At 63.7% G+C, this 17,413-nt stretch carries 16 protein-coding genes; 8 read left to right on the top strand and 8 right to left on the bottom strand.

Going from position 1 to position 17,413, the window contains the following annotated elements; translation table 11 throughout:
- Positions 1-8: 8 nt before the first annotated feature.
- Positions 9-932 carry a DMT family transporter gene (locus F8N82_RS08165; RefSeq protein ID WP_038994761.1) on the bottom strand — a complete coding sequence of 308 codons (924 nt, stop codon included), beginning with the start codon at positions 930-932 and terminating at the stop codon, positions 9-11.
- Positions 933-1,028: 96 nt separating this feature from the next.
- Between F8N82_RS08165 and F8N82_RS08160 the strand changes: the two genes are divergently transcribed.
- Together F8N82_RS08160 and F8N82_RS08155 are read left to right on the top strand one after the other, a co-directional pair.
- Positions 1,029-1,586 carry a helix-turn-helix domain-containing protein gene (locus F8N82_RS08160; protein WP_038994760.1) on the top strand — a complete coding sequence of 186 codons (558 nt, stop codon included), beginning with the start codon at positions 1,029-1,031 and terminating at the stop codon, positions 1,584-1,586.
- A gap of 13 nt (positions 1,587-1,599) precedes the next feature.
- The gene (locus F8N82_RS08155) at positions 1,600-2,109 is read left to right on the top strand and encodes a methylated-DNA--[protein]-cysteine S-methyltransferase (RefSeq protein ID WP_052251429.1); all 510 of its coding nucleotides are present in this window, start codon (positions 1,600-1,602) and stop codon (positions 2,107-2,109) included.
- Between the two features lie 234 nt (positions 2,110-2,343).
- Here the strand turns inward: F8N82_RS08155 and F8N82_RS08150 are convergent, their stop codons facing one another.
- The 3 genes from F8N82_RS08150 to F8N82_RS08140 form a co-directional block, all read right to left on the bottom strand.
- Positions 2,344-4,743, bottom strand: a complete 2,400-nt coding sequence (locus F8N82_RS08150; RefSeq protein WP_052251428.1) for a TonB-dependent siderophore receptor — start codon at positions 4,741-4,743, stop codon at positions 2,344-2,346.
- 99 nt (positions 4,744-4,842) lie between these two features.
- Positions 4,843-5,805, bottom strand: coding sequence for a FecR domain-containing protein (locus F8N82_RS08145; protein ID WP_080764718.1), 963 nt, complete (start codon positions 5,803-5,805; stop codon positions 4,843-4,845).
- Entirely contained in the window at positions 5,805-6,338 is a 534-nt protein-coding gene (locus F8N82_RS08140) for a sigma-70 family RNA polymerase sigma factor (RefSeq protein ID WP_038994756.1), read from the bottom strand. Before F8N82_RS08140 ends, F8N82_RS08145 begins: the two co-directional genes overlap by 1 nt.
- A gap of 203 nt (positions 6,339-6,541) precedes the next feature.
- On the opposite strand from F8N82_RS08140, the gene F8N82_RS08135 reads away from it, so the two are divergent.
- The 4 genes from F8N82_RS08135 (at position 6,542) to F8N82_RS08120 (ending at position 10,425) form a co-directional block, all read left to right on the top strand.
- Entirely contained in the window at positions 6,542-7,129 is a 588-nt protein-coding gene (locus F8N82_RS08135) for an SMI1/KNR4 family protein (protein WP_038994755.1), read from the top strand.
- Positions 7,130-7,223: 94 nt separating this feature from the next.
- A complete protein-coding gene (locus F8N82_RS08130) occupies positions 7,224-8,039 on the top strand; it encodes a carbon-nitrogen hydrolase family protein (RefSeq protein ID WP_038994754.1) in 816 nt (271 codons plus the stop codon).
- A 40-nt stretch (positions 8,040-8,079) separates the two neighbouring features.
- On the top strand, positions 8,080-9,174 hold the full coding sequence (locus F8N82_RS08125; RefSeq protein ID WP_038994753.1) for a polyamine ABC transporter substrate-binding protein: 1,095 nt from the start codon (positions 8,080-8,082) through the stop codon (positions 9,172-9,174).
- A 42-nt stretch (positions 9,175-9,216) separates the two neighbouring features.
- Positions 9,217-10,425, top strand: coding sequence for a GNAT family N-acetyltransferase (locus tag F8N82_RS08120; RefSeq protein ID WP_080764717.1), 1,209 nt, complete (start codon positions 9,217-9,219; stop codon positions 10,423-10,425).
- Positions 10,426-10,428: 3 nt separating this feature from the next.
- Here the strand turns inward: F8N82_RS08120 and F8N82_RS08115 are convergent, their stop codons facing one another.
- Positions 10,429-11,010 (bottom strand): DUF4174 domain-containing protein, encoded by a 582-nt coding sequence (locus F8N82_RS08115; RefSeq protein ID WP_038994752.1) that lies wholly within the window; start codon positions 11,008-11,010, stop codon positions 10,429-10,431.
- A gap of 224 nt (positions 11,011-11,234) precedes the next feature.
- Between F8N82_RS08115 and F8N82_RS08110 the strand changes: the two genes are divergently transcribed.
- On the top strand, positions 11,235-11,738 hold the full coding sequence (locus F8N82_RS08110) for a DUF1772 domain-containing protein (RefSeq protein WP_038994751.1): 504 nt from the start codon (positions 11,235-11,237) through the stop codon (positions 11,736-11,738).
- Between the two features lie 80 nt (positions 11,739-11,818).
- Here F8N82_RS08110 and F8N82_RS08105 read toward each other — a convergent pair whose 3' ends face one another.
- Together F8N82_RS08105 and F8N82_RS08100 are read right to left on the bottom strand one after the other, a co-directional pair.
- Positions 11,819-14,179 carry a DNA polymerase II gene (locus tag F8N82_RS08105; protein WP_038994750.1) on the bottom strand — a complete coding sequence of 787 codons (2,361 nt, stop codon included), beginning with the start codon at positions 14,177-14,179 and terminating at the stop codon, positions 11,819-11,821.
- 55 nt (positions 14,180-14,234) lie between these two features.
- The gene (locus F8N82_RS08100; protein WP_038999286.1) at positions 14,235-15,434 is read right to left on the bottom strand and encodes an MFS transporter; all 1,200 of its coding nucleotides are present in this window, start codon (positions 15,432-15,434) and stop codon (positions 14,235-14,237) included.
- Between the two features lie 122 nt (positions 15,435-15,556).
- On the opposite strand from F8N82_RS08100, the gene F8N82_RS08095 reads away from it, so the two are divergent.
- On the top strand, positions 15,557-16,462 hold the full coding sequence (locus F8N82_RS08095) for a LysR family transcriptional regulator (protein WP_038994749.1): 906 nt from the start codon (positions 15,557-15,559) through the stop codon (positions 16,460-16,462).
- Here the strand turns inward: F8N82_RS08095 and F8N82_RS08090 are convergent.
- A complete protein-coding gene (locus tag F8N82_RS08090) occupies positions 16,459-17,358 on the bottom strand; it encodes a LysR substrate-binding domain-containing protein (protein ID WP_038994748.1) in 900 nt (299 codons plus the stop codon). The two genes, F8N82_RS08095 and F8N82_RS08090, sit on opposite strands and share 4 nt — an antisense overlap.
- Between the last annotated feature and the right edge of the window lie 55 nt (positions 17,359-17,413).

Here is a 17,413-nt window from a genome sequence, read left to right as displayed (position 1 = left end):
TGGGATGCTCAGCGGTCCCTATGGGAGCTGGTCTTGCCAGCGATCGGCCGCGCAGTGGTCGTGATCCATAGTGACCAACCAAAGGTCATCCCCGCCGCCGCCAGCAGAATCAACCCCGACCCCGCCAGCTGCAGCGCACTCAGCGGATGCCCCAAGGCCAGCCAGTCCACAACAATGGCCACCACCGGGTAGATGAACGACAAGGCGCCGACCAGGCTGGTGGGGATTTTCTGGATGGCGCTGTACAGCAGGGTCGACATCAAGCCGGTGTGGACGATGCCGATGGTGGCCAGCAAAGCCCAGGTCCCCGGCGCCAGTGCCAAGGTCGGCAAGTGGGCAAAAGGCGCCAGCAGCACCACCCCGACCAGCATCTGGATCAGCACGATCAATTGCGGCGCCACCCCTTGCAAACGCTTGGTGATAATGGCCGCAATCGCATAGAAAAACGCCGCGCCCAAGGCCAGCAACACGCCCAGACGGTAGTCAGCGGCGACGGCCTCAACGCTTGAGCCGGCCATGACGATCAGCAGCATGCCTGCGAACGCCGCCAGCAACCAGCCGGCCTTGTTGGCGGTCATCTTCTCGGCGAACAGCAACATGCCCAGCCCCACCAGCATGAATGGCTGGGTGTGATAGACCACCGTGGTGACCGCAATCGAGGCGTGGGCATAGGCGCTGAACAGCAGTATCCAGTTCAGCACCAGCGCCACCCCGCCCAACGCCGCCGCCAGCGCCTGCCGCCCGCTCATCACCCGGCGCCCGAGCAAGCCCAGCCCGGCACAGGCCAGCAACAACGCCAACGCGCCGAACAGGCAGCGCCAGAACACCACGGCGGTCGCGGGCTGATCCGCGGCCAGGACGAACCAGCCCACTGTGCCGGAAATCACCATGGCGGCGGTCATCTCCAGGGTGCCGCGTGTTTTCGGGTGCATGGCGAGCTGACTCCTGTCATAACGAACAAAGGTCCGCTATGCTGAACACACGAACACCGTTCGTCAAGACGAACAAATGACCGACAGAGCGAACATATGATCGAAGGACATTCCCCTATCCTGCTGCTGGCCAGCGCCATCCGCCGTGAACGCGAGCGCCTCGGCCTATCGGTGACCGAACTGGGCAAACGCGCGGGCCTGGCCAAGTCCACCCTCTCGCAGCTCGAATCCGGGGTCGGCAACCCCAGCCTGGAAACCCTCTGGGCCCTGGCCACCGCGCTGCAGGTTCCGGTCAGCCGCTTGATGGGCCAGCCGCGCCAGCATGTGCAGGTGATTCGCCTGGACGAAGGCGCCGCCAGCCATAGCGAGCAGGCCAATTACGCCGCCACCCTGCTCGCCGCCTGCCCGGCCGGGGCGCAGCGCGATATTTACCGGGTGCGGGTGCAACCGGGTGAGCCGCGGCTGTCAAAACCGCATCCACCGGGTACCCTTGAGCACGTGATCCTTTGCAGCGGCCGCGCCCGGGTGGGCCCGGTCGAGCAAACGGTGACCCTGGAGGCCGGCGACTACATGAGCTATTCGGCCGACACCGCGCATCTGTTCGATGCCCTGGACACCGACACCCTGGCAATCATGCTGATCGAACACGCCTGAACGAGGACTGCCCATGAGCGAATTGCTGCTGCGCCGCCTGCACTTGCCGGAGCCGATCGGCCAGGTGCTGATCGTTGGTGATGGGCAACAGTTGTTGGCGCTGGAGTTCGATGAACCGGAAAAACGCCTGCTGCGGCTACTGCGTACCCGCTTTGGCGTAGCTGTGCAATTGCGCGAAACGGCAGGGCTGACTGACCTTGCCGATGCCGTGCAAGCCTATTGCGCGGGCCAATTGCAGGCGTTCGATGCGCTGCCCGTTGATGCGGGCGGCACGCCGTTCCAGCAACGGGTGTGGGCGGCGTTACGCGCTATTCCAGTGGGCAGCACCCGTACCTATGGGCAGATCGCTGCACAGCTGGGCAACCCTGCAGCTGCGCGGGCGGTGGGCTTGGCCAATGCCCTGAACCCGGTGAGCCTGGCCATTCCCTGCCATCGGTTGGTGGGCAGTAATGGCGCGCTGACAGGTTACGGCGGCGGTATTGAACGCAAGCGCTGGCTGTTGGCCCACGAGCGCCGCGCCTAGTGATAATATTTATATATGTTATACTTTTAAGTTAATTGTTTTGGAGGGCATTTTATGACGACATTTCAATTTATCGCCGGCATGGCCTTCTGCTTTGCAGCCCTTGCGCTAAAAGCCTACCTGATCCTGCAGCCGCCCGTAAAATCAGGGCCTGACGCTTGATAATCAACATTAAGCCGGAATAAAAAAACGCCCCTTTTTTATATATTCAGGGGGCGTTTTTTATGGGTGCTGTCAGAAATCCCAACGGGTGGTCAGCATTAAATTGCGCGGGTCGCCGTACGACATCGAATTATAAAATCCGATATTGGTGTAATAACGTTTATCGAACAGGTTGTTGGCATTCACCGTGGCCGAAAAACTATCGGTGAACTGGTAGCGGGCCATCAGGTCCACCAGCCAGAACGGGTCCTGGGCGAACTCCTCGTCGATGCCCTTGGGACGGTTGCGCAGCACCTGCCAGCCCTTGCCCTGCCAGCGCGCACCGCCGCCGACAGTCAGGCGCTCAAGTGCGCCCTTGAGCCTGTAGCTGGTGTAGAAGCTGACCTGGTCTTCCGGCTCCCAGGTCGAAACCTTCTGGCCATCATCGTCGCGAATTACTTTGTGGGTGTAACCACCCTGCAACTGCCAGCCCGGCGCCAGCTCGCCCGAGACTTCGGCTTCAAAGCCCTTGGTCTTGGCCTTCACACCCATCCAGGCGAAACCCACTGCGGGGTTGGTCGGGTCGCCGTTGTACTGGTTGTCCTCGACGGTGCGGTTACTCTGGTGGATTTCGAAATAAGCAAGGCTGGCGTTGACCCGGCCATCAAGGAATTCACCCTTGAGGCCCACTTCATAGTTCTGCCCTTCGTCCGGGTCCAGCAGGCGGTCGGTGCGGTCACGGAACCAGGCGTCCTGGGGCATGAAGATATCGGTGTAGCTGGCGTACAGCGAGTAGGTGTCATTGAGGTCATAGACCGCGCCAACGTATGGGATCAGGCGGTCGTTTTCCTTGTTGTTGGCGTCGATCCCGTCGTAGCTGTAGTTGACCAGGCGCCCGCCGAGCAGCAGAGTCAGGTCGTCGGTCGGGTGCAGGCGTGCGGTGAGGTAGGTGCCGCTCTGGCGTACCTTGTCATCGGTGCGCGCCGACACCGGGCCCCAGTCGGGCTCGGCAATGTCGCCGTCCCAGTTGGGGAAATCCATGATGTTGTTATTGGCATGGGTGACATCGCGGTAATCCTTGCCCTTCCAGCGCGAGGCGGTGTACGAGGTGCCGATCACCAGCTCATGCTCGCGGCCGAACAACTGGAACGGCCCGCTGGCATACAGATCGAGGGAGTCGCTCACGGTCTCGCCGGTGTACTTCTGCGCATAGATGCCGGCGGTGCCGTCCTTGCGCGGCTGATAACCCTGGATCGAGCCGAGCGGCGCGTGGTAACCGTTGATCTTGTGATCGAGCTGGGCCTTGGCCACCCAGCCGTTGTCCAGGTGATGTTCGAGGCTGGCGAACACCGTGCGGGTGTATTGCTCCCAACTGCTCCATTTCGCTGCGTTGTTGAAATGGTGCGAGACATTGTTGGTGTCGCCATTGCCATCGTACAGCGGCACGGTGCCCGACCAGCTGGAGCCTTTGGGGTTGTTGTCCTGGTAGTCGGCGCCGACGGTCAGCAAGGTATCAGGGTCGAGGTCGACCTCGAGGATGCCGTAGTAGACGCTGGTCTTGCGCTGGTAGTGATCGAGGAACGAGTGCTTGTCCTGATAGGCCGCCACCGCCCGGCCGCGCACGTTGGCGCTGTCGGTCAGCGGGCCGCTGACGTCCAGTTCGCTGCGGTAGTTGTCCCAGCTGCCGGCACCGAGGTCGAAGTGACCCTTGAACTCGGCGGTGGGTTTCTTGCGCACCAGGTTGATGGTCGCACCCAGCGAACCTGCGCCGGTGAGCAAGCCGGTGGCGCCCTTGAGCACTTCGACGCGGTCGTAGATGGCCATGTCGCTGAGGCTGTTGCCGGCCGAGTAACCGACGTTGCGCGAGGTCGAGGGAATGCCGTCGTACTGGAAGTTGTTGATGGCAAAACCGCGGGCGTAGTAGCTGTTGCGCTCGGTGTCATAGGCCGAGACGGTGATGCCGGGCGTGTGGCGCATCACGTCGTCGATGTTGTTGAGGCCAAAATCATCCATGTGCTGGCGGGTCACCACGGTGATCGACTGCGGTGTCTCGCGTGGGGTCAGCACCAGCCGCGTGGCGGTGGCAATGGTGCCGGGGGTGTAGGAGCGGCTCTCTTCGGTGATGGTACCCAGCTGGTTGCTGGTGACTTCGGTGGCACTGAGGTTGATGGCGCCCGCCTCGCTCACTTCGCGCACCAGGCTGTAACGCCCGTCCGCTTCCTTGATCACCGCCAGGCCCTTGCTGGCGAGCAAGGCGCGCAAGCCCTCCTCGACCCCGTATTGGCCGTGCAGGCCGTCGCTGCGCTGACCCTGGGTCAGGGCCGGGTCAAACGACAGGACGACCCCGGCTTGAGCGGCAAAACGGGTCAGCACCTGGCCAAGATCGTCCTGCGCCAGGTCGTAGCTGCGCGCGGTCGATTCGGCCTGGGCCATGCTCAAGGGCAACAACAGCGCGCAACAGCGCAGGGCGTGGTGAATCGGGCGGGTTCTCATTCGATGCGTTCTCTTCTGGTTGGCATTCAGGCAGTGGGCCTGCCTTCCATAAGTCGAACGACAAGACGAATTAATATCATTTACATGGAAAATACTTCACTAGCGTGCCTCTACTGTCACCCAGTAGGGCGTGCGTTGGCTGACCCGCACCGGCAGCGTGCTTTCCAGGGCGCGGAAGATCTGCGCCTGGTCGTCGAGCCTGAAGGTGCCGCTGATGCGCAACCCCACCACCTCCGGCGCGCAGCGCAACCAGCCGCGGCGGTAACGCGCCAGCTCGGCGACAAAGGCCCCCAGGTACTGTTCGTTGGCAATCAGCAGGCCTTGACTCCAGGCATCCAGATTGCTTTCCAGTGGCGAACTGAGCACCAGCGCCGGGTTGGCGAAGCGGCATTGCTCGCCAGCCTCCAGCACGGCCCCACCGCCCTGCTCACCCGACAGCACCTGCACACGGCTTTCGAACACCGCCAGGCGCGTGGTGTTTTCACCGGCAAGCACCGAGAAGCGCGTGCCCAGGGCCTGCAGCGTGCCGTGGCGGGTTTGCACCCGGAAGGGTCGATTGGCCGGGTCCCTGGCGGTGGTGATCAGCACCTCGCCGTCGCGCAGCACCAGCAAACGCTGCTGGTGGTCGAAGCGCACATCCAGGGCACTGGCGGTGTTGAGGCGGACCTGGCTGCCATCGTCCAGGGTCAGGCTCAGGCGTTCGCCGGTGCGCGTGTGATAGTCGGCGAGCCAAGGGCCCTGGCGCACCTGCTGGTAAGCGCCCCAGCCCAAGCCACCGGCACCGGCCACCAGCACCAGCCCTTTGAGTACACCACGACGGCCCAGCGCCGGTTGCTGGCCGGCCAGCTCCAGGGTGCGCCCGGCCAGGCGCGTGGGCATTTGCTGAAGGCGTTGCTGCACTCGCTCGACCTGCTGCCAGGCCCAGCGGTGCTGCTCGTCGGCCTGCAGCCAGGCGTGCCAGGCAGCGTGTTCGGCATTGCTGGCACTTTCGTCACCGAGGCGCGCACGCCAGGCGGCGGCCTGCTCGAGGGCGGCGAGCTGGCGCGAATCCAGGGCGGGCATCAGTCGACCTCATGTTGCAGGCTGTACAGCGTGCAATGGTGCAGGGCCTTGGCGATGTCACGGTTGACCGTGACCACCGAGATGCCGAGGGTTTCGGCGATGGCCTTGTAGGTCATGCCATCGAGTTGCGAGAGCAGAAACGCCTTGCGCACCCGGGCGCCGAGGCCGGCGAGCATGGCGTCCAGTTCGCACAGGGTTTCCAGCAGGATGGCCCGGGACTCGGCGCAGATGTCCAGGGCTTCGGGCTGCTCGGCCAGCGCCTGCAGCCAGGCACGTTCGAGGCGCGCGCGGCGAAAGTGGTCGATCATCAAGCGCCGGGCGATGGTCGCCAGGTAACCCCGGGGCTCGCGCACGGCGCGCAGGCGGTCGACGGCATCGTCGGCGCTGAGCACACGAACGAACACGTCCTGCACCAGGTCGGCGGCCAGGTCATGGCATTCCACCCTCGGGCGCAGCCAGCCGGTCAGCCAGCGGTGATGAGCCTGGTAGAGTTGGCTGACCTGCTGATGCAAGACGGGGTTGGAATCGCTCATGCTGACTCGAAAAAGTAAATGAGAATTTCTATCATTCTATGCGAATGAGGGAAGTAGTTGGAAGAGCGGTGTCATGCTCATCGCGGGTCAAGCCCCCACCGGATCGATGAACGCAGTGGGAGCGGGCGCATAGCGCTCGCAATCCCAACGAATTTCCGTCAGCCTGACCAAACATCTCCGCTCTTTCAGGAAGGAACCGCCCCATGCCTCTCGTCGACACCTACCTCAGCGGCCTGCGCCAGGCCCTGCCGAGCGAAGAGCTTGAGCAACTGAACCTCGCCCATGGCGCCTCGGCTGAAGACCTGCAAAAACTCAGGGCGCGCTACCCACTGTGCCCTGCCAGACTGTTGGATCTGCTCGGGCATATCGACGGCACGCATTTTCGTGACTACCCAGGCGGTACGGTTATCGTGCTGGTGCTCGGTTCGGATGTGTTCGAATACCCCTACTACCTCAGCGCCACCGAGCAGATCCTCGAAGACGCCAGGGGTTATACCGACAGCATTCGCAACATCTACGGCGACTTCCTGGAGGAGTACCCGGAAACCGTCGGCGCGGGCATCGACATCGACCTGGCCATGAACCAGCGCCTGTGTTTCTCCCATTGCATGAACAACGGCGGCAGCTCGAAGCTGTACATCGACTTCAACCCCGCCGCCGGTGGCACTGTCGGCCAGGTAGTGCGCTACCTGCACGACCCGGACAGCTATGAAGTGATCGCCGCCAGCTTCGATCAGTACCTGCAGCAACTGATCGACGACGACTTTGCCTTTATCGAACGCGAGATCTGACCAGCATTACCCATTCAGGGTTACTCCATCAACGTAATTACCGCCCACGCCGTCGCGTCGCATACTCGGTTCCAGTCCCACGCAAGGAACCCCGATGAAGATCGAACTGATACAACTCGAAGGCCGCGACGGCAATACCGCTTATAACCTGCAACGCACCCTTGAAGCCATTGCCAGTTGCGCGGCCGACACCGACCTGCTGGTGTTCCCGGAAACCCAGCTGATGGGCTTTGCCAGTGCCGGGCAGTTGCCCGAGGTCGCCGAGGCGGTGGACGGTCCCAGCATCCAGGCCGTGCTGCAGGCGGTGCGCGAGCGCGATGTGGCGGTGGTGATCGGTCTGGCCGAAAAAGCCGACGGCCATTACTACAACACTTCGCTGTTGCTGACCCCCGAGGGCATCGCCCTGCGCTACCGCAAGACCCACCTGTGGCCCTCGGAGCGCGGCCTGTTCACACCCGGTGATCGCTACGCCACCACCACCTTCAAAGGCCTGCGCATCGGCCTGCTGATCTGCTACGACATCGAATTGCCGGAAAGCAGCCGCGCCCTGGCGCAACTGGGCGTCGACCTGATCGTGGTCAGCAACGGCAACATGGACCCCTACGGCCCGGTGCACCGCACCGCGATCATGGCCCGCGCCCAGGAGAACCAGGCCTTCGCCCTGATGGTCAATCGCGTCGGCCCGAGTGATGACGGCCTGGTGTTCGCTGGCGCCAGCGCCGTGGTCGACCCCCATGGGCGCCTGCTGTTCGAAGCAGGGCGAGAACCCTGCCGGCAGATCATCGAACTCGACCTTGCGCAACTCGACCACGCCCGCCGCGACTACGACTACCTGGCCGACCGACGCCTGCAGTTGCCCGGCCAGCGCCTCGAACACGCCGATGGCCGCCGCGAACTGCTGATCCCCTGAGCGCTACCCCTTACAACAACAAGATCCCGGAGTGCCCTTCATGAAGTCGATCCGTCACCTGCCCCTGGCCCTGGCCGCGCTGCTCAACCTGGCAGCCGCCCATGCCGCCGCGCCCAGCGTGCACATCTACAACTGGTACGACTACATTGCCCCCAACACCACCAAGGAGTTCCAGCAGGCCTCGGGGATCGCCCCGGTGTATGACGTGTTCGACAACAGCGATGTCATGCAGAGCAAGCTGATGGCCGGCCGCAGCGGCTATGACGTGGTGTTCGCCAGCGCCGATCTGCTGCCCAACCTGATCAAGGCCGGGGTACTCGCTGAACTCGACCGCAGCCAGTTGCCCAACTTGCCGCACCTGGACCCGCAGATCCTCGCCAAGCTGCAGGGCAATGACCCCGGCAACCGTTTCGCCGCCCCCTACTTGTGGGGTACCACGGGCCTGGGTTACGACGTCGACAAGGTCAAGGCCCGACTGGGCAATGATGCGCCGCTCAATTCCTGGGACCTGCTCTTCAAGGAAGAAAACATCGCCAAGCTGGCCGACTGCGGTGTGGCCATGCTCGACTCTCCCAACGAGATCATCCCCATCGCCCTGCACTACCTGGGCCTGCCCTACAACAGCAAGAACCCCGAGGACTACCGCAAGGCCGAAGCGCTGCTGCTCAAGGTGCGCCCGCATATCGCCTACTTCGACTCCTCTCGCTTCATCTCGGACCTGGCCAACGGCAATGTCTGCGTGGTGCTAGGCTGGTCCGGCGGCGTGTTTGACGCCAAGCTTGCCGCCGACAATGCCAGGAACGGCCGCGACATCCGCTACGCCATCCCCCGCGAAGGCGCGCCGTTCTGGCTCGAAAGCATGGTCCTGCTCAAGGACGCCCCCAACCCGCAGCAAGGCCTGGCCTTTATCAACTACATGCTGCGCCCCGAGGTGATCGCCGCTTCCACCAACTACCTCGGCTACCCCAACGCCAACAAGGATGCCGCGCCGCTGGTGGAGGCGAAGATTCGCGACAACCCCTCCGTATACCCGCCCCAGGCAGTGCTCGACACCCTGTTTGCCCTGGAGCCGCTGCCACTCAAGTACGAGCGCATCCGCACCCGGGTGTGGAGCAAGGTCAAGACCGGCAGTTAGTGTTAGCGTAGTGACCCGCACGCTCGCACAAGGACCTGCTGCATGATCCGCCTGGCATCCGCTGAAGACCTGGCCGCCATCGATGCCCTGATCGAGGCGGCCTACAGTCCCTACATCGCCCGCATCGGGGCCAGGCCGGGGCCGATGCTCGAAGACTACGCGCCGTTGATCGCCGCTCGGCAGGTTCAGCTGCTGGACGTTCAAGGACAGGTTCTCGGCCTGCTGGTGTTGATCGCCGAAGAGCACGCGCTGCTGATCGACAACGTGGCCGTGCACCCCCGGGCGCAGGGGCGCGGCTATGGCCGCCAGCTTATCGAGCATGCCCATGCCTGCGCCCGTCAACTTGGGTTGCCGCGCATTCGCCTGTACACCAACCAGGCCATGGCAGAAAACCTGGGGCTGTATCAGGCGCTGGGCTATCGCGAAACCCATCGCGCCGTCGATCAGGGTTTCCAGCGGGTGTTCATGGACAAGTATGTCGGCGGTGTGGATGCCAACGGGGATATCCTCACCCTTGCGCCGATAGCGCTACAACCCGCTTACCGGCCACTGCTCGACGATCTGTGCCATACCCTCGAACGCCATTGCCAGGCACTGCTCGGTGGTATTTACCTCTATGGTAGCGTTGCCCGTGGCGATGCCCGCGAAGGTGAATCGGACCTGGACGTGACCCTGATACTCAATCGCACACCGTCCGCCAAAGACCTGCAACAGCTTGAGCGCCTCAGGACTGAGCTTGAAGACCGCCACCCATTGGTGAGCAAGATCGATTTTGACATCGGTACCCGCGACCAGGTGCTGGCCGCAGAAAACCGCAACAGCTGGGGCTATTGGCTCAAGCATCACTGTCGCTGTATTCAGGGGGAAGATCTGGTGCAGTATTTCGCGCCGTTCAAGCCCGTGTCTGCCATCGCCAGGGCGGTCAACGCCGACCTGCAAGCCGTACTCAAGCGCTATGGCGAAGGTATCGTCAACGCGGGTGACGCCCACACGCTGCGGCAGCTGCAACGTGAGGCCTCGCGCAAGGCTCTGCGGGCCGGCAATATGCTGCGAAGTGACAAGGACTCATCCTGGCCGCTGACCCTGGAGGATCACGCTGAGCAGTTGCGCATTACCTGCCCGCAACTGGCCGCCGAGGCAGGCTTCTTTCTGCGCCACGCCTATGACCCCGAGGCCAGCGCCGAACTGTTCATCGAGCATTTCGACGCGTTCAGCTCAGCGCTCTTTGAACGCCTGCAGGCAATTGGCTGAGCCTCAGTCCTCCAGCGGCTTCGGCGGTTTGGGTGGTGCTGCCGGCTTGGCCGGCTTGGCCGGTTTGCCGTCTTTGCCGGGTTTGGCGTCTTTGTCCTTTGTGGCGTCGGTTTTCAGGTCGGCAACAGTCGGTGGCACGATGGCTTTCTCTGCCGCCGGCAACTGGTCGACCGCATCGAAAATCGCCTTGGGCTCGAGAGTGCCGGTGTGTTCGATCCGGTGGTGTTCGCCATCCTTGCCCACCAGTACCACCTGGGTGACCACGGTATCCCGGGCACTGAATTTGAACTGGCGGATCAGGGCCATGGTCGCCTGTTGATCCAGGAACTTGTCATCGCGTTTGCCGATCATGCCGGCGACGCTGTACAGCACCAGCTTGCGCTCCTCAAAGGCAGCCTTGGTGGCCGGGTCTTCCAGGGCCTTGTTCAAAGCGCGAAGGGTTGGGTCGGCGGTGCTGGGGGCAAGGACAATCAAGGGACGGGCCTTGTTCAGATCCTGGGCCAGCGGGTCATCGCTATCAGCAGCGAGGGCGGGACCGGCAACAACGGCCAGCAAGGCGGCGAGGGTCAGTGACCGAACAAGCATGCGCATCTCCTTTCTATTTCCATGCATCAAAGACTACAAATCGCGACGAAAGATCCGGGTTGCGAGCCTAAACTACAGGGCCAGATGAGTGGGCAAGGCAAAGGTAACTTCCGATTACCAAGTGCGACATTGGATGTATGCCGAAAGGTCTGTCATCCGATTCTGAGGATAGCTGAAGGCCGCCTGCCATGCCCGTCGACCACCCTGGAAAAAAGGCCTGAGCCATGAGCATTGCCGACACCCTGCTGTTGCTGCTGATCCTTGTTACCGCTTTGGGCTGCGGGTTGATGGGCGGGTTGTTCTTCGCCTTCTCCAACTTCGTCATGCAGGCCTTGGAGCACATCCCGGCGCAGAGCGCGGTCACCGCCATGCAGTCGATCAACCAGGTGGTGCTCAACCGCCTGTTCCTGTCTTTGTTTCTCGGTACCGCCATCACCTGCGTGATTCTGCTGACCTGGGCCTGGCTGCGCTGGCCACTGCCCGGCAGCCTGTGCATCGGCATCGGCAGCGGCCTGTACCTGCTGGGCAACGTGCTGGTGACCCTGCTCTTCAACGTGCCGCGCAACCAGAGCCTGGCGCGCCTGGACCCGGCCAGCAGCGAGGCGGCCAGTGCCTGGCCGATCTATGCGCGGGTGTGGAACCGCTGGAACCATGTGCGCACCATCACCGCCCTGGCAGCAACGGCGTGGTTGATGGTGGCGCTGCTGCGGGTGGTGTGGACGCAGTAGCGGCTGCTGGGTCGGTGCATGCAGGTCTAGTGTGGGAGCCGGCCTTGCCGGCGATCGAGCGCAGAGCGCTCGCAAAGTTACTAGAACAAGCCCATCTGCCGATCGATCAACGCCGTGAAGTCGTCCTCCACAAACGGCAAAATCGCATCCGCCACCGGCTGCAACTGCCGGGTCAGGTAGTGGTCGTAATCGATTGCCGAATGCTGCGTTTCCAGCGGCTCCGGCCCCGCCACGGTAATCACGTAGCTGATCCAGCCGCCATGCTGATACTGCCGCGGCCGGCCCTGTCGGTCATTGAAATCATCGGCCATGCGCGCTGCACGCACATGCGGCGGCACGTTGCGCTGGTAATCGGCCAGCGGGCGGCGCAGGCGCTTGCGGTAGATCAGCAGCTCGTCCTGCTCGCCCGCCAACGTCTTGCGCACATACTCACGCAGGTAGTGCTGGTATGGCTGACGCTTGAAGATCCGCTCGTACAGTTCCTGCTGAAACTGCCGGGCCAGCGGCGACCAGTCGGTGCGCACGCTTTCCAGGCCCTTGTAGATCATCTCTTCAGTGCCCTCGCCCCGTTGCACCAGGCCAGCATAGCGCTTCTTGCTGCCCTCCTCGGCGCCGCGAATGGTCGGCATCAAAAAGCGCTTGTAGTGGGTCTCGTACTGCAGCTCCAGGGCACTGTCCAGGCCATAGCTGTCGCGCAGGTGCTCACGCCACCACTGGTTGACCTGCTGCACCAGCTCGCGGCCGATACGCGCCGCATCCGCCTCGTCATGGGCACGCTTGAGCCAGACGAAGGTGGAGTCGGTGTCGCCATAAATCACCGCGTAACCCCGGGCCTCGATCAGCTCGCGGGTGCGGCGCATGATCTCGTGGCCGCGCAGGGTGATCGAGGAGGCCAGGCGCGGGTCGAAGAAGCGGCAACCGCTGGAGCCGAGCACCCCGTAGAAGGCGTTCATGATGATTTTCAGCGCCTGGGACAGCGGCGCATTGTGCTCGCGCTTGGCCGTCTCGCGGCCCTGCCAGACCCGCTCGACAATCGCCGGCAGGCAATGCCGGGTGCGAGAAAAACGCGCACCGCGAAAGCCTGGCACCGAGGTTTCATCACCCGGCTCGCGCAAGCCTTCGACCAGCCCCAGCGGGTCGATCAGAAAAGTGCGAATGATCGACGGATACAGGCTCTTGTAGTCGAGCACCAGTACCGACTCGTACAACCCCGGCCGCGAATCCATGACAAAACCACCGGGGCTGGCCTCCTCCGGGCGCTCGCCCTGGTTCGGCGCGACAAAGCCCTGGCGGTGCATCAAGGGCATGTACAAATGACAGAACGCCGCCACCGAACCGCCGCTGCGGTCGGCCGGCAAACCGGTGACCGTGGCCCGCTCGAGGAGGAAGGTCAGCAGTTCGGTCTTGGCAAATATCCGCGTCACCAGCTCGCAGTCCTTGAGGTTGTAGCGGGCCAGGGCCGGCTTGTCCTCGGCGAACATGCGGTTGATTTCGTCCATGCGCTGGTACGGGGTGTCGATGGCCTTGCCTTCGCCGAGCAGGGTCTGGGCAACGTTCTCCAGGCTGAACGAGGGGAAGCTCCAGGTCGCCGAGCGCAGCCCTTCGATACCGTCGATGATCAGGCGCCCGGCGGCCCCGGCAAAAAAATGCGCGCGGCTGCCGTGCTCGCGCCAGTCCATTGCTTCACCGCCACGGCCCAGGCGCAGCGGCACCTTGAGCTGGGTGGCGTGGTGCTGCAGCACGCGCAGGTCGAACTGCACCAGGTTCCAGCCGATGATCGCGTCGGGGTCGTGCAGGGCCAGCCAGTGGTTCAGGCGTTCGAGCAGTTGCGCGCGGCTGTCGCAGTATTCAAGGTCGAAGTCCACGCCTGCGGCGTCGCCGTTGGCCGGACCGAGCATGTACACCTGACGCTGGCCGCAGCCTTCGAGGGCGATCGAATACAACTCGCCGCGCTCGGTGGTTTCGATGTCCAGCGACACCAGCTTGAGCGTAGGGCGGTAGTCGGGGGCCGGCTTGAGCTGGGCTTCGTTCAACACGCCGCTGGCATCCGGGGTGCCGCTGAAACTGACTGGCGCAGTGATGAAGCGCTCCATCAGGTAGCGCTCTGGCGGGCGCACATCAGCCTCGTAGATTTGCACCCCGGCGGCGCGCAGGCGCTTTTCCAGCTGGATCAACTGGCGGTGCTGGCGGCAGTACAAGCCGAGCACCGGTCGTTGTTCGAAATCGCGCAAGGCCAGCTCGCGCAACTCGACGTCGCGCTCGCCGCGCAAAACCGCCTCAGCCTGGTGCCGCTGCCCGGCGGGGATGAACGCCACCGAGGTCTGCACCGGCAGACGCAAACGCCGAGGGCCCTGATCGGTGGCCAGCCAGAACTCGACAACGGTACCGGCCGGGGTATCGCGCCAATGCCGGGTCAGGACAAAGCCCTGCTGTAACTCCACCGCTGCAACCTCGAAAACACCTTGTATGCGGCGATTCTACCCGTCTGCGTCGAACTTAGCTCAGCACCCGTGCGCCCGGGGCAAAACCGTGACCATGGGCGCGACCGGCAATCAGCAAGGCCAGAGCGATCAGCGCCAGCAACACCCAGGGGAAACTGCCCACGCCCCACTGGCTGAGCAGCACGCCACCGAGCAGGCCGCCCGCGGCAATCGCCGAGTTCCACACCGTGACGATCATCGACTGGGCGACATCGGCGCCCTCCCCGGCGGCGTCGGCACTGGCGGTTTGCAGCAGGGTCGGCGCGCCGCCGTAGGTCAGGCCCCAGAGCGCGACACTGAGGTACACCAGCGGCGCCGACTGGCTGACAAAACCGAGCACCAGCGCCACCACGGCAAAGCCGAACAAACTCAGCAGGACCATGTTGCGCAGGTGCTTGTCGATCAACGCGCCCACCACGCCAATACCGGCCAGGGCGGCAATGCCGAAGGTCAGCAGAACCATACCCGTGCTCGCCGCCAGGCCCACCGAGGCCAGGTACGGCACGATGTAGGTGTACAGCACGTTGTGCGCCAGCACCCAGGTGAGGATCACCAGCAACACCGCCAGCACGCCGGGGGTACGCAATACCTGGACGATGCCGGGGCGTTGGCCCGGGGCATGGCCTTCGAAGTCAGGCACCTTGCACAACACCCAGGCCACCAGCACCAGGGTCGCAGCGGACACCAACGCAAAGGTCATGCGCCAGCCCATCAGCTCGCCCAGCCAGGTACCGGCCGGCACCCCCAGCGACAAGGCCAGCGGCGCGCCGATCATCGCCACCGCCATGGCCCGGCCTTGCTGCTCGGGGCTGACCATGCGCCGTGCATGCCCGGCGATCACACCCCAGGCCAGGCCCGCGGCAACGCCGGTCATGAAGCGCGCAACCAGGGTCAGCCAGTACGAACTCGACAACGCCGTCACTGTGTTGAACAGCACAAAGCCGACAATCGCCAACAGCAGTACCGGCCGCCGACGCCAGCCCTGGGTCAGGGTCACCAGCGGGATCGCGGTCAGCAGCGAGCCCAGGGCATAGACGCTGACCATCTGCCCGGCCATGGCCTCGCTGACGTGCATGCCGCTGGAGATCTGCCCGAGCAGGCCGGCCGGCAGGGTTTCGCTGAGGATGGCGATAAAACCGGTCATGGCCAGGGCCAGCAGGCCGCTGACCGGCAAGGGCTGTTCGAGATCGGCGGGCCCATCCGCGGTGCAACTCATCTGCGTCATGGTGAAACTCCTGTAGGAAAGATGGGCGAACCTTAAGCCTGCGGTCACTGCGGAAAAAGATGGGTACAATTCCACTCATAACGGACACTGATGTCCGCAATCAGGAAATGCAGATGGATAGCCTCAGCGGTTTCGTGGTGTTCGTGCGGGTGGCAGAAACCGGCAGCTTTGTCGGCGCCGCGCAGTCGCTGGGGGTCAGCGCCTCGGCCATCGGCAAGCGCGTGGCACGCCTGGAGAGCCGCCTTGGCGTGCGCTTGTTCCACCGCAGCACACGCAGCATTACCCTGACCGTCGAGGGCAGCCAGTTCCTGGAACGCAGCCGGCGCATCCTCGCCGAGATCGAAGCCACCGAGCTTGAACTGTCCCAGGCCAGCGAAGTACCCCGCGGGCGTTTGCGCATCAGCCTGCCGCAGGTGACCGCGCTGGTGATGCCGGCTCTGAGCGAGTTCATGGCGCAATACCCGGCCATCGAACTGGACCTGGATTTCGACGATCGCATAGTCGATATCATCGGCGAAGGTTTCGACGTGGTAATGCGCGGCGGCACCCCCAGCGACTCCCGCCTGAGCGCGCGCTTTCTTGGCCACTTTCACCATGTGCTGGTCGCCTCACCGGCGTACCTGGCGTGCAATGGCACGCCCACTCATCCCGCAGAACTGGCCCGGCACACCTGCCTGCACTACCGCTTCCCCAGCACCGGCAAGCTTGAGCAATGGCCGCTACGCCAGGAGCCCGCTGGACGTGTATATGAAATCCCGGTGTCGATGGTCTGCAACCACGTCGACACGCGCATCTGCTTTGCCACGCGCGACCGCGGCATCACTTGTATTCCGGATTTCACCGTGCGCCCGCAGTTGCAGCGCGGCGACCTGGTAACCGTGCTCGATGACTACATGGAGCGCCGCGGCAGCTTCTACCTGCTGTGGCCCTCAGGGCGGCAAGTGCCGCCACGGCTGCGGGTGTTCATCGACTTCATGAGCACGCGACTGCTGCCCGATGCCGGCGCTCCGCAGTATTAGTCATACAAATAATCAAGCCCCTGAGCAGGACGTTGCGGCACCTGCTGCTGCAAAAATTCGCCAAGCGCGTGCACCTGGCGCGCCTTGGGGCTGGCCTGCAGCCAGGTCAGGTAATAGCCCTCGCCGGTGACCACCGCCTGCGGGAAAGGTGTGACCAGGCGGCCGGCGTCGAGCTCGCCGCTGGCCAGCAGCAGGTCGACCACGGCCACGCCCAGGCCCTGCTGGGCAGCCGAAATGCCCTGATCCAGGGTGTCGAACACCTGGCCGCGCTCCAGGTTGATCGCCTCGCCCCCTGCCCGTTGCACCCAGCGTCGCCAGTCACGCCGGTCCGGCGATGGGTGCAGCAGCTCGCAGCGAGCCAGGTCTGCCGGGTAACCGGGCTGGCACACTGGCACCAGCCATTCGTCAAACAGCTTGAGGCTGGCGATGTCCGCGCCGAAATGGCCATCGGCGAGGAGGATCGCGCAGTCGTAGGGCTCGCTGTAGAAGTCCACCGTGTCGATGTCCATCCACACGCTGCTCAGTTGCACCTGACTGTGATCCTCGCCTTGCTTGAACAGCGCCAGCTGCCTGAGCAACCAGCGCACGGTCAGGGTCGAGGGCGCTTTCAGGCGCAGGTGCTGGCGGTCCTGCTTGAGCAGGCCACAGGCGTTTTCGATGATCTTGAAGCCGACCTTGAGCTCCTGGGCCAGTAACCGGCCCGGCTCGGTCAGCGTCACTTTCGGCCCGCGCCGTTCGAACAGGGCACAGTCGAACAGGCCTTCGAGGGTCTTGATGTGATGGCTGATGGCGCCCTGGGTCAGGGCCAGTTCTTCAGCGGCGCGGGTGAAAGAGCCGTAGCGCGCGGCCACCTCGAACGCCCGAAGCGCCTGCAGTGCGGGAATGCGTTCGGTCATGGCCACCCCAAGCATGAGCAAAACTAATAGAAGGCCACAATAACAGGCGTTTTAC

The organism is Pseudomonas fluorescens (genome assembly GCF_902497775.2).
Classification (GTDB): Bacteria; Pseudomonadota; Gammaproteobacteria; order Pseudomonadales; family Pseudomonadaceae; genus Aquipseudomonas; species Aquipseudomonas putida_F.
Note: the sequence above shows the minus strand (reverse complement) of the source record. Positions and strands in the feature narration are given on the sequence as shown.

What these genes read in the sequence shown, in the direction of transcription:
- F8N82_RS08165 (WP_038994761.1), bottom strand. Translation starts at nt 932, where the DNA reads ATGCACCCGAAAACACGCGGCACCCTGGAGATGACCGCCGCCATGGTG.
- F8N82_RS08135 (WP_038994755.1), top strand. Translation starts at nt 6,542, where the DNA reads ATGCCTCTCGTCGACACCTACCTCAGCGGCCTGCGCCAGGCCCTGCCG.
- F8N82_RS08090 (WP_038994748.1), bottom strand. Translation starts at nt 17,358, where the DNA reads ATGACCGAACGCATTCCCGCACTGCAGGCGCTTCGGGCGTTCGAGGTG.
- F8N82_RS08150 (WP_052251428.1), bottom strand. Translation starts at nt 4,743, where the DNA reads ATGAGAACCCGCCCGATTCACCACGCCCTGCGCTGTTGCGCGCTGTTG.
- F8N82_RS08155 (WP_052251429.1), top strand. Translation starts at nt 1,600, where the DNA reads ATGAGCGAATTGCTGCTGCGCCGCCTGCACTTGCCGGAGCCGATCGGC.
- F8N82_RS08110 (WP_038994751.1), top strand. Translation starts at nt 11,235, where the DNA reads ATGAGCATTGCCGACACCCTGCTGTTGCTGCTGATCCTTGTTACCGCT.
- F8N82_RS08115 (WP_038994752.1), bottom strand. Translation starts at nt 11,010, where the DNA reads ATGCTTGTTCGGTCACTGACCCTCGCCGCCTTGCTGGCCGTTGTTGCC.
- F8N82_RS08160 (WP_038994760.1), top strand. Translation starts at nt 1,029, where the DNA reads ATGATCGAAGGACATTCCCCTATCCTGCTGCTGGCCAGCGCCATCCGC.
- F8N82_RS08145 (WP_080764718.1), bottom strand. Translation starts at nt 5,805, where the DNA reads ATGCCCGCCCTGGATTCGCGCCAGCTCGCCGCCCTCGAGCAGGCCGCC.
- F8N82_RS08100 (WP_038999286.1), bottom strand. Translation starts at nt 15,434, where the DNA reads ATGAGTTGCACCGCGGATGGGCCCGCCGATCTCGAACAGCCCTTGCCG.
- F8N82_RS08120 (WP_080764717.1), top strand. Translation starts at nt 9,217, where the DNA reads ATGATCCGCCTGGCATCCGCTGAAGACCTGGCCGCCATCGATGCCCTG.
- F8N82_RS08125 (WP_038994753.1), top strand. Translation starts at nt 8,080, where the DNA reads ATGAAGTCGATCCGTCACCTGCCCCTGGCCCTGGCCGCGCTGCTCAAC.
- F8N82_RS08095 (WP_038994749.1), top strand. Translation starts at nt 15,557, where the DNA reads ATGGATAGCCTCAGCGGTTTCGTGGTGTTCGTGCGGGTGGCAGAAACC.
- F8N82_RS08130 (WP_038994754.1), top strand. Translation starts at nt 7,224, where the DNA reads ATGAAGATCGAACTGATACAACTCGAAGGCCGCGACGGCAATACCGCT.
- F8N82_RS08140 (WP_038994756.1), bottom strand. Translation starts at nt 6,338, where the DNA reads ATGAGCGATTCCAACCCCGTCTTGCATCAGCAGGTCAGCCAACTCTAC.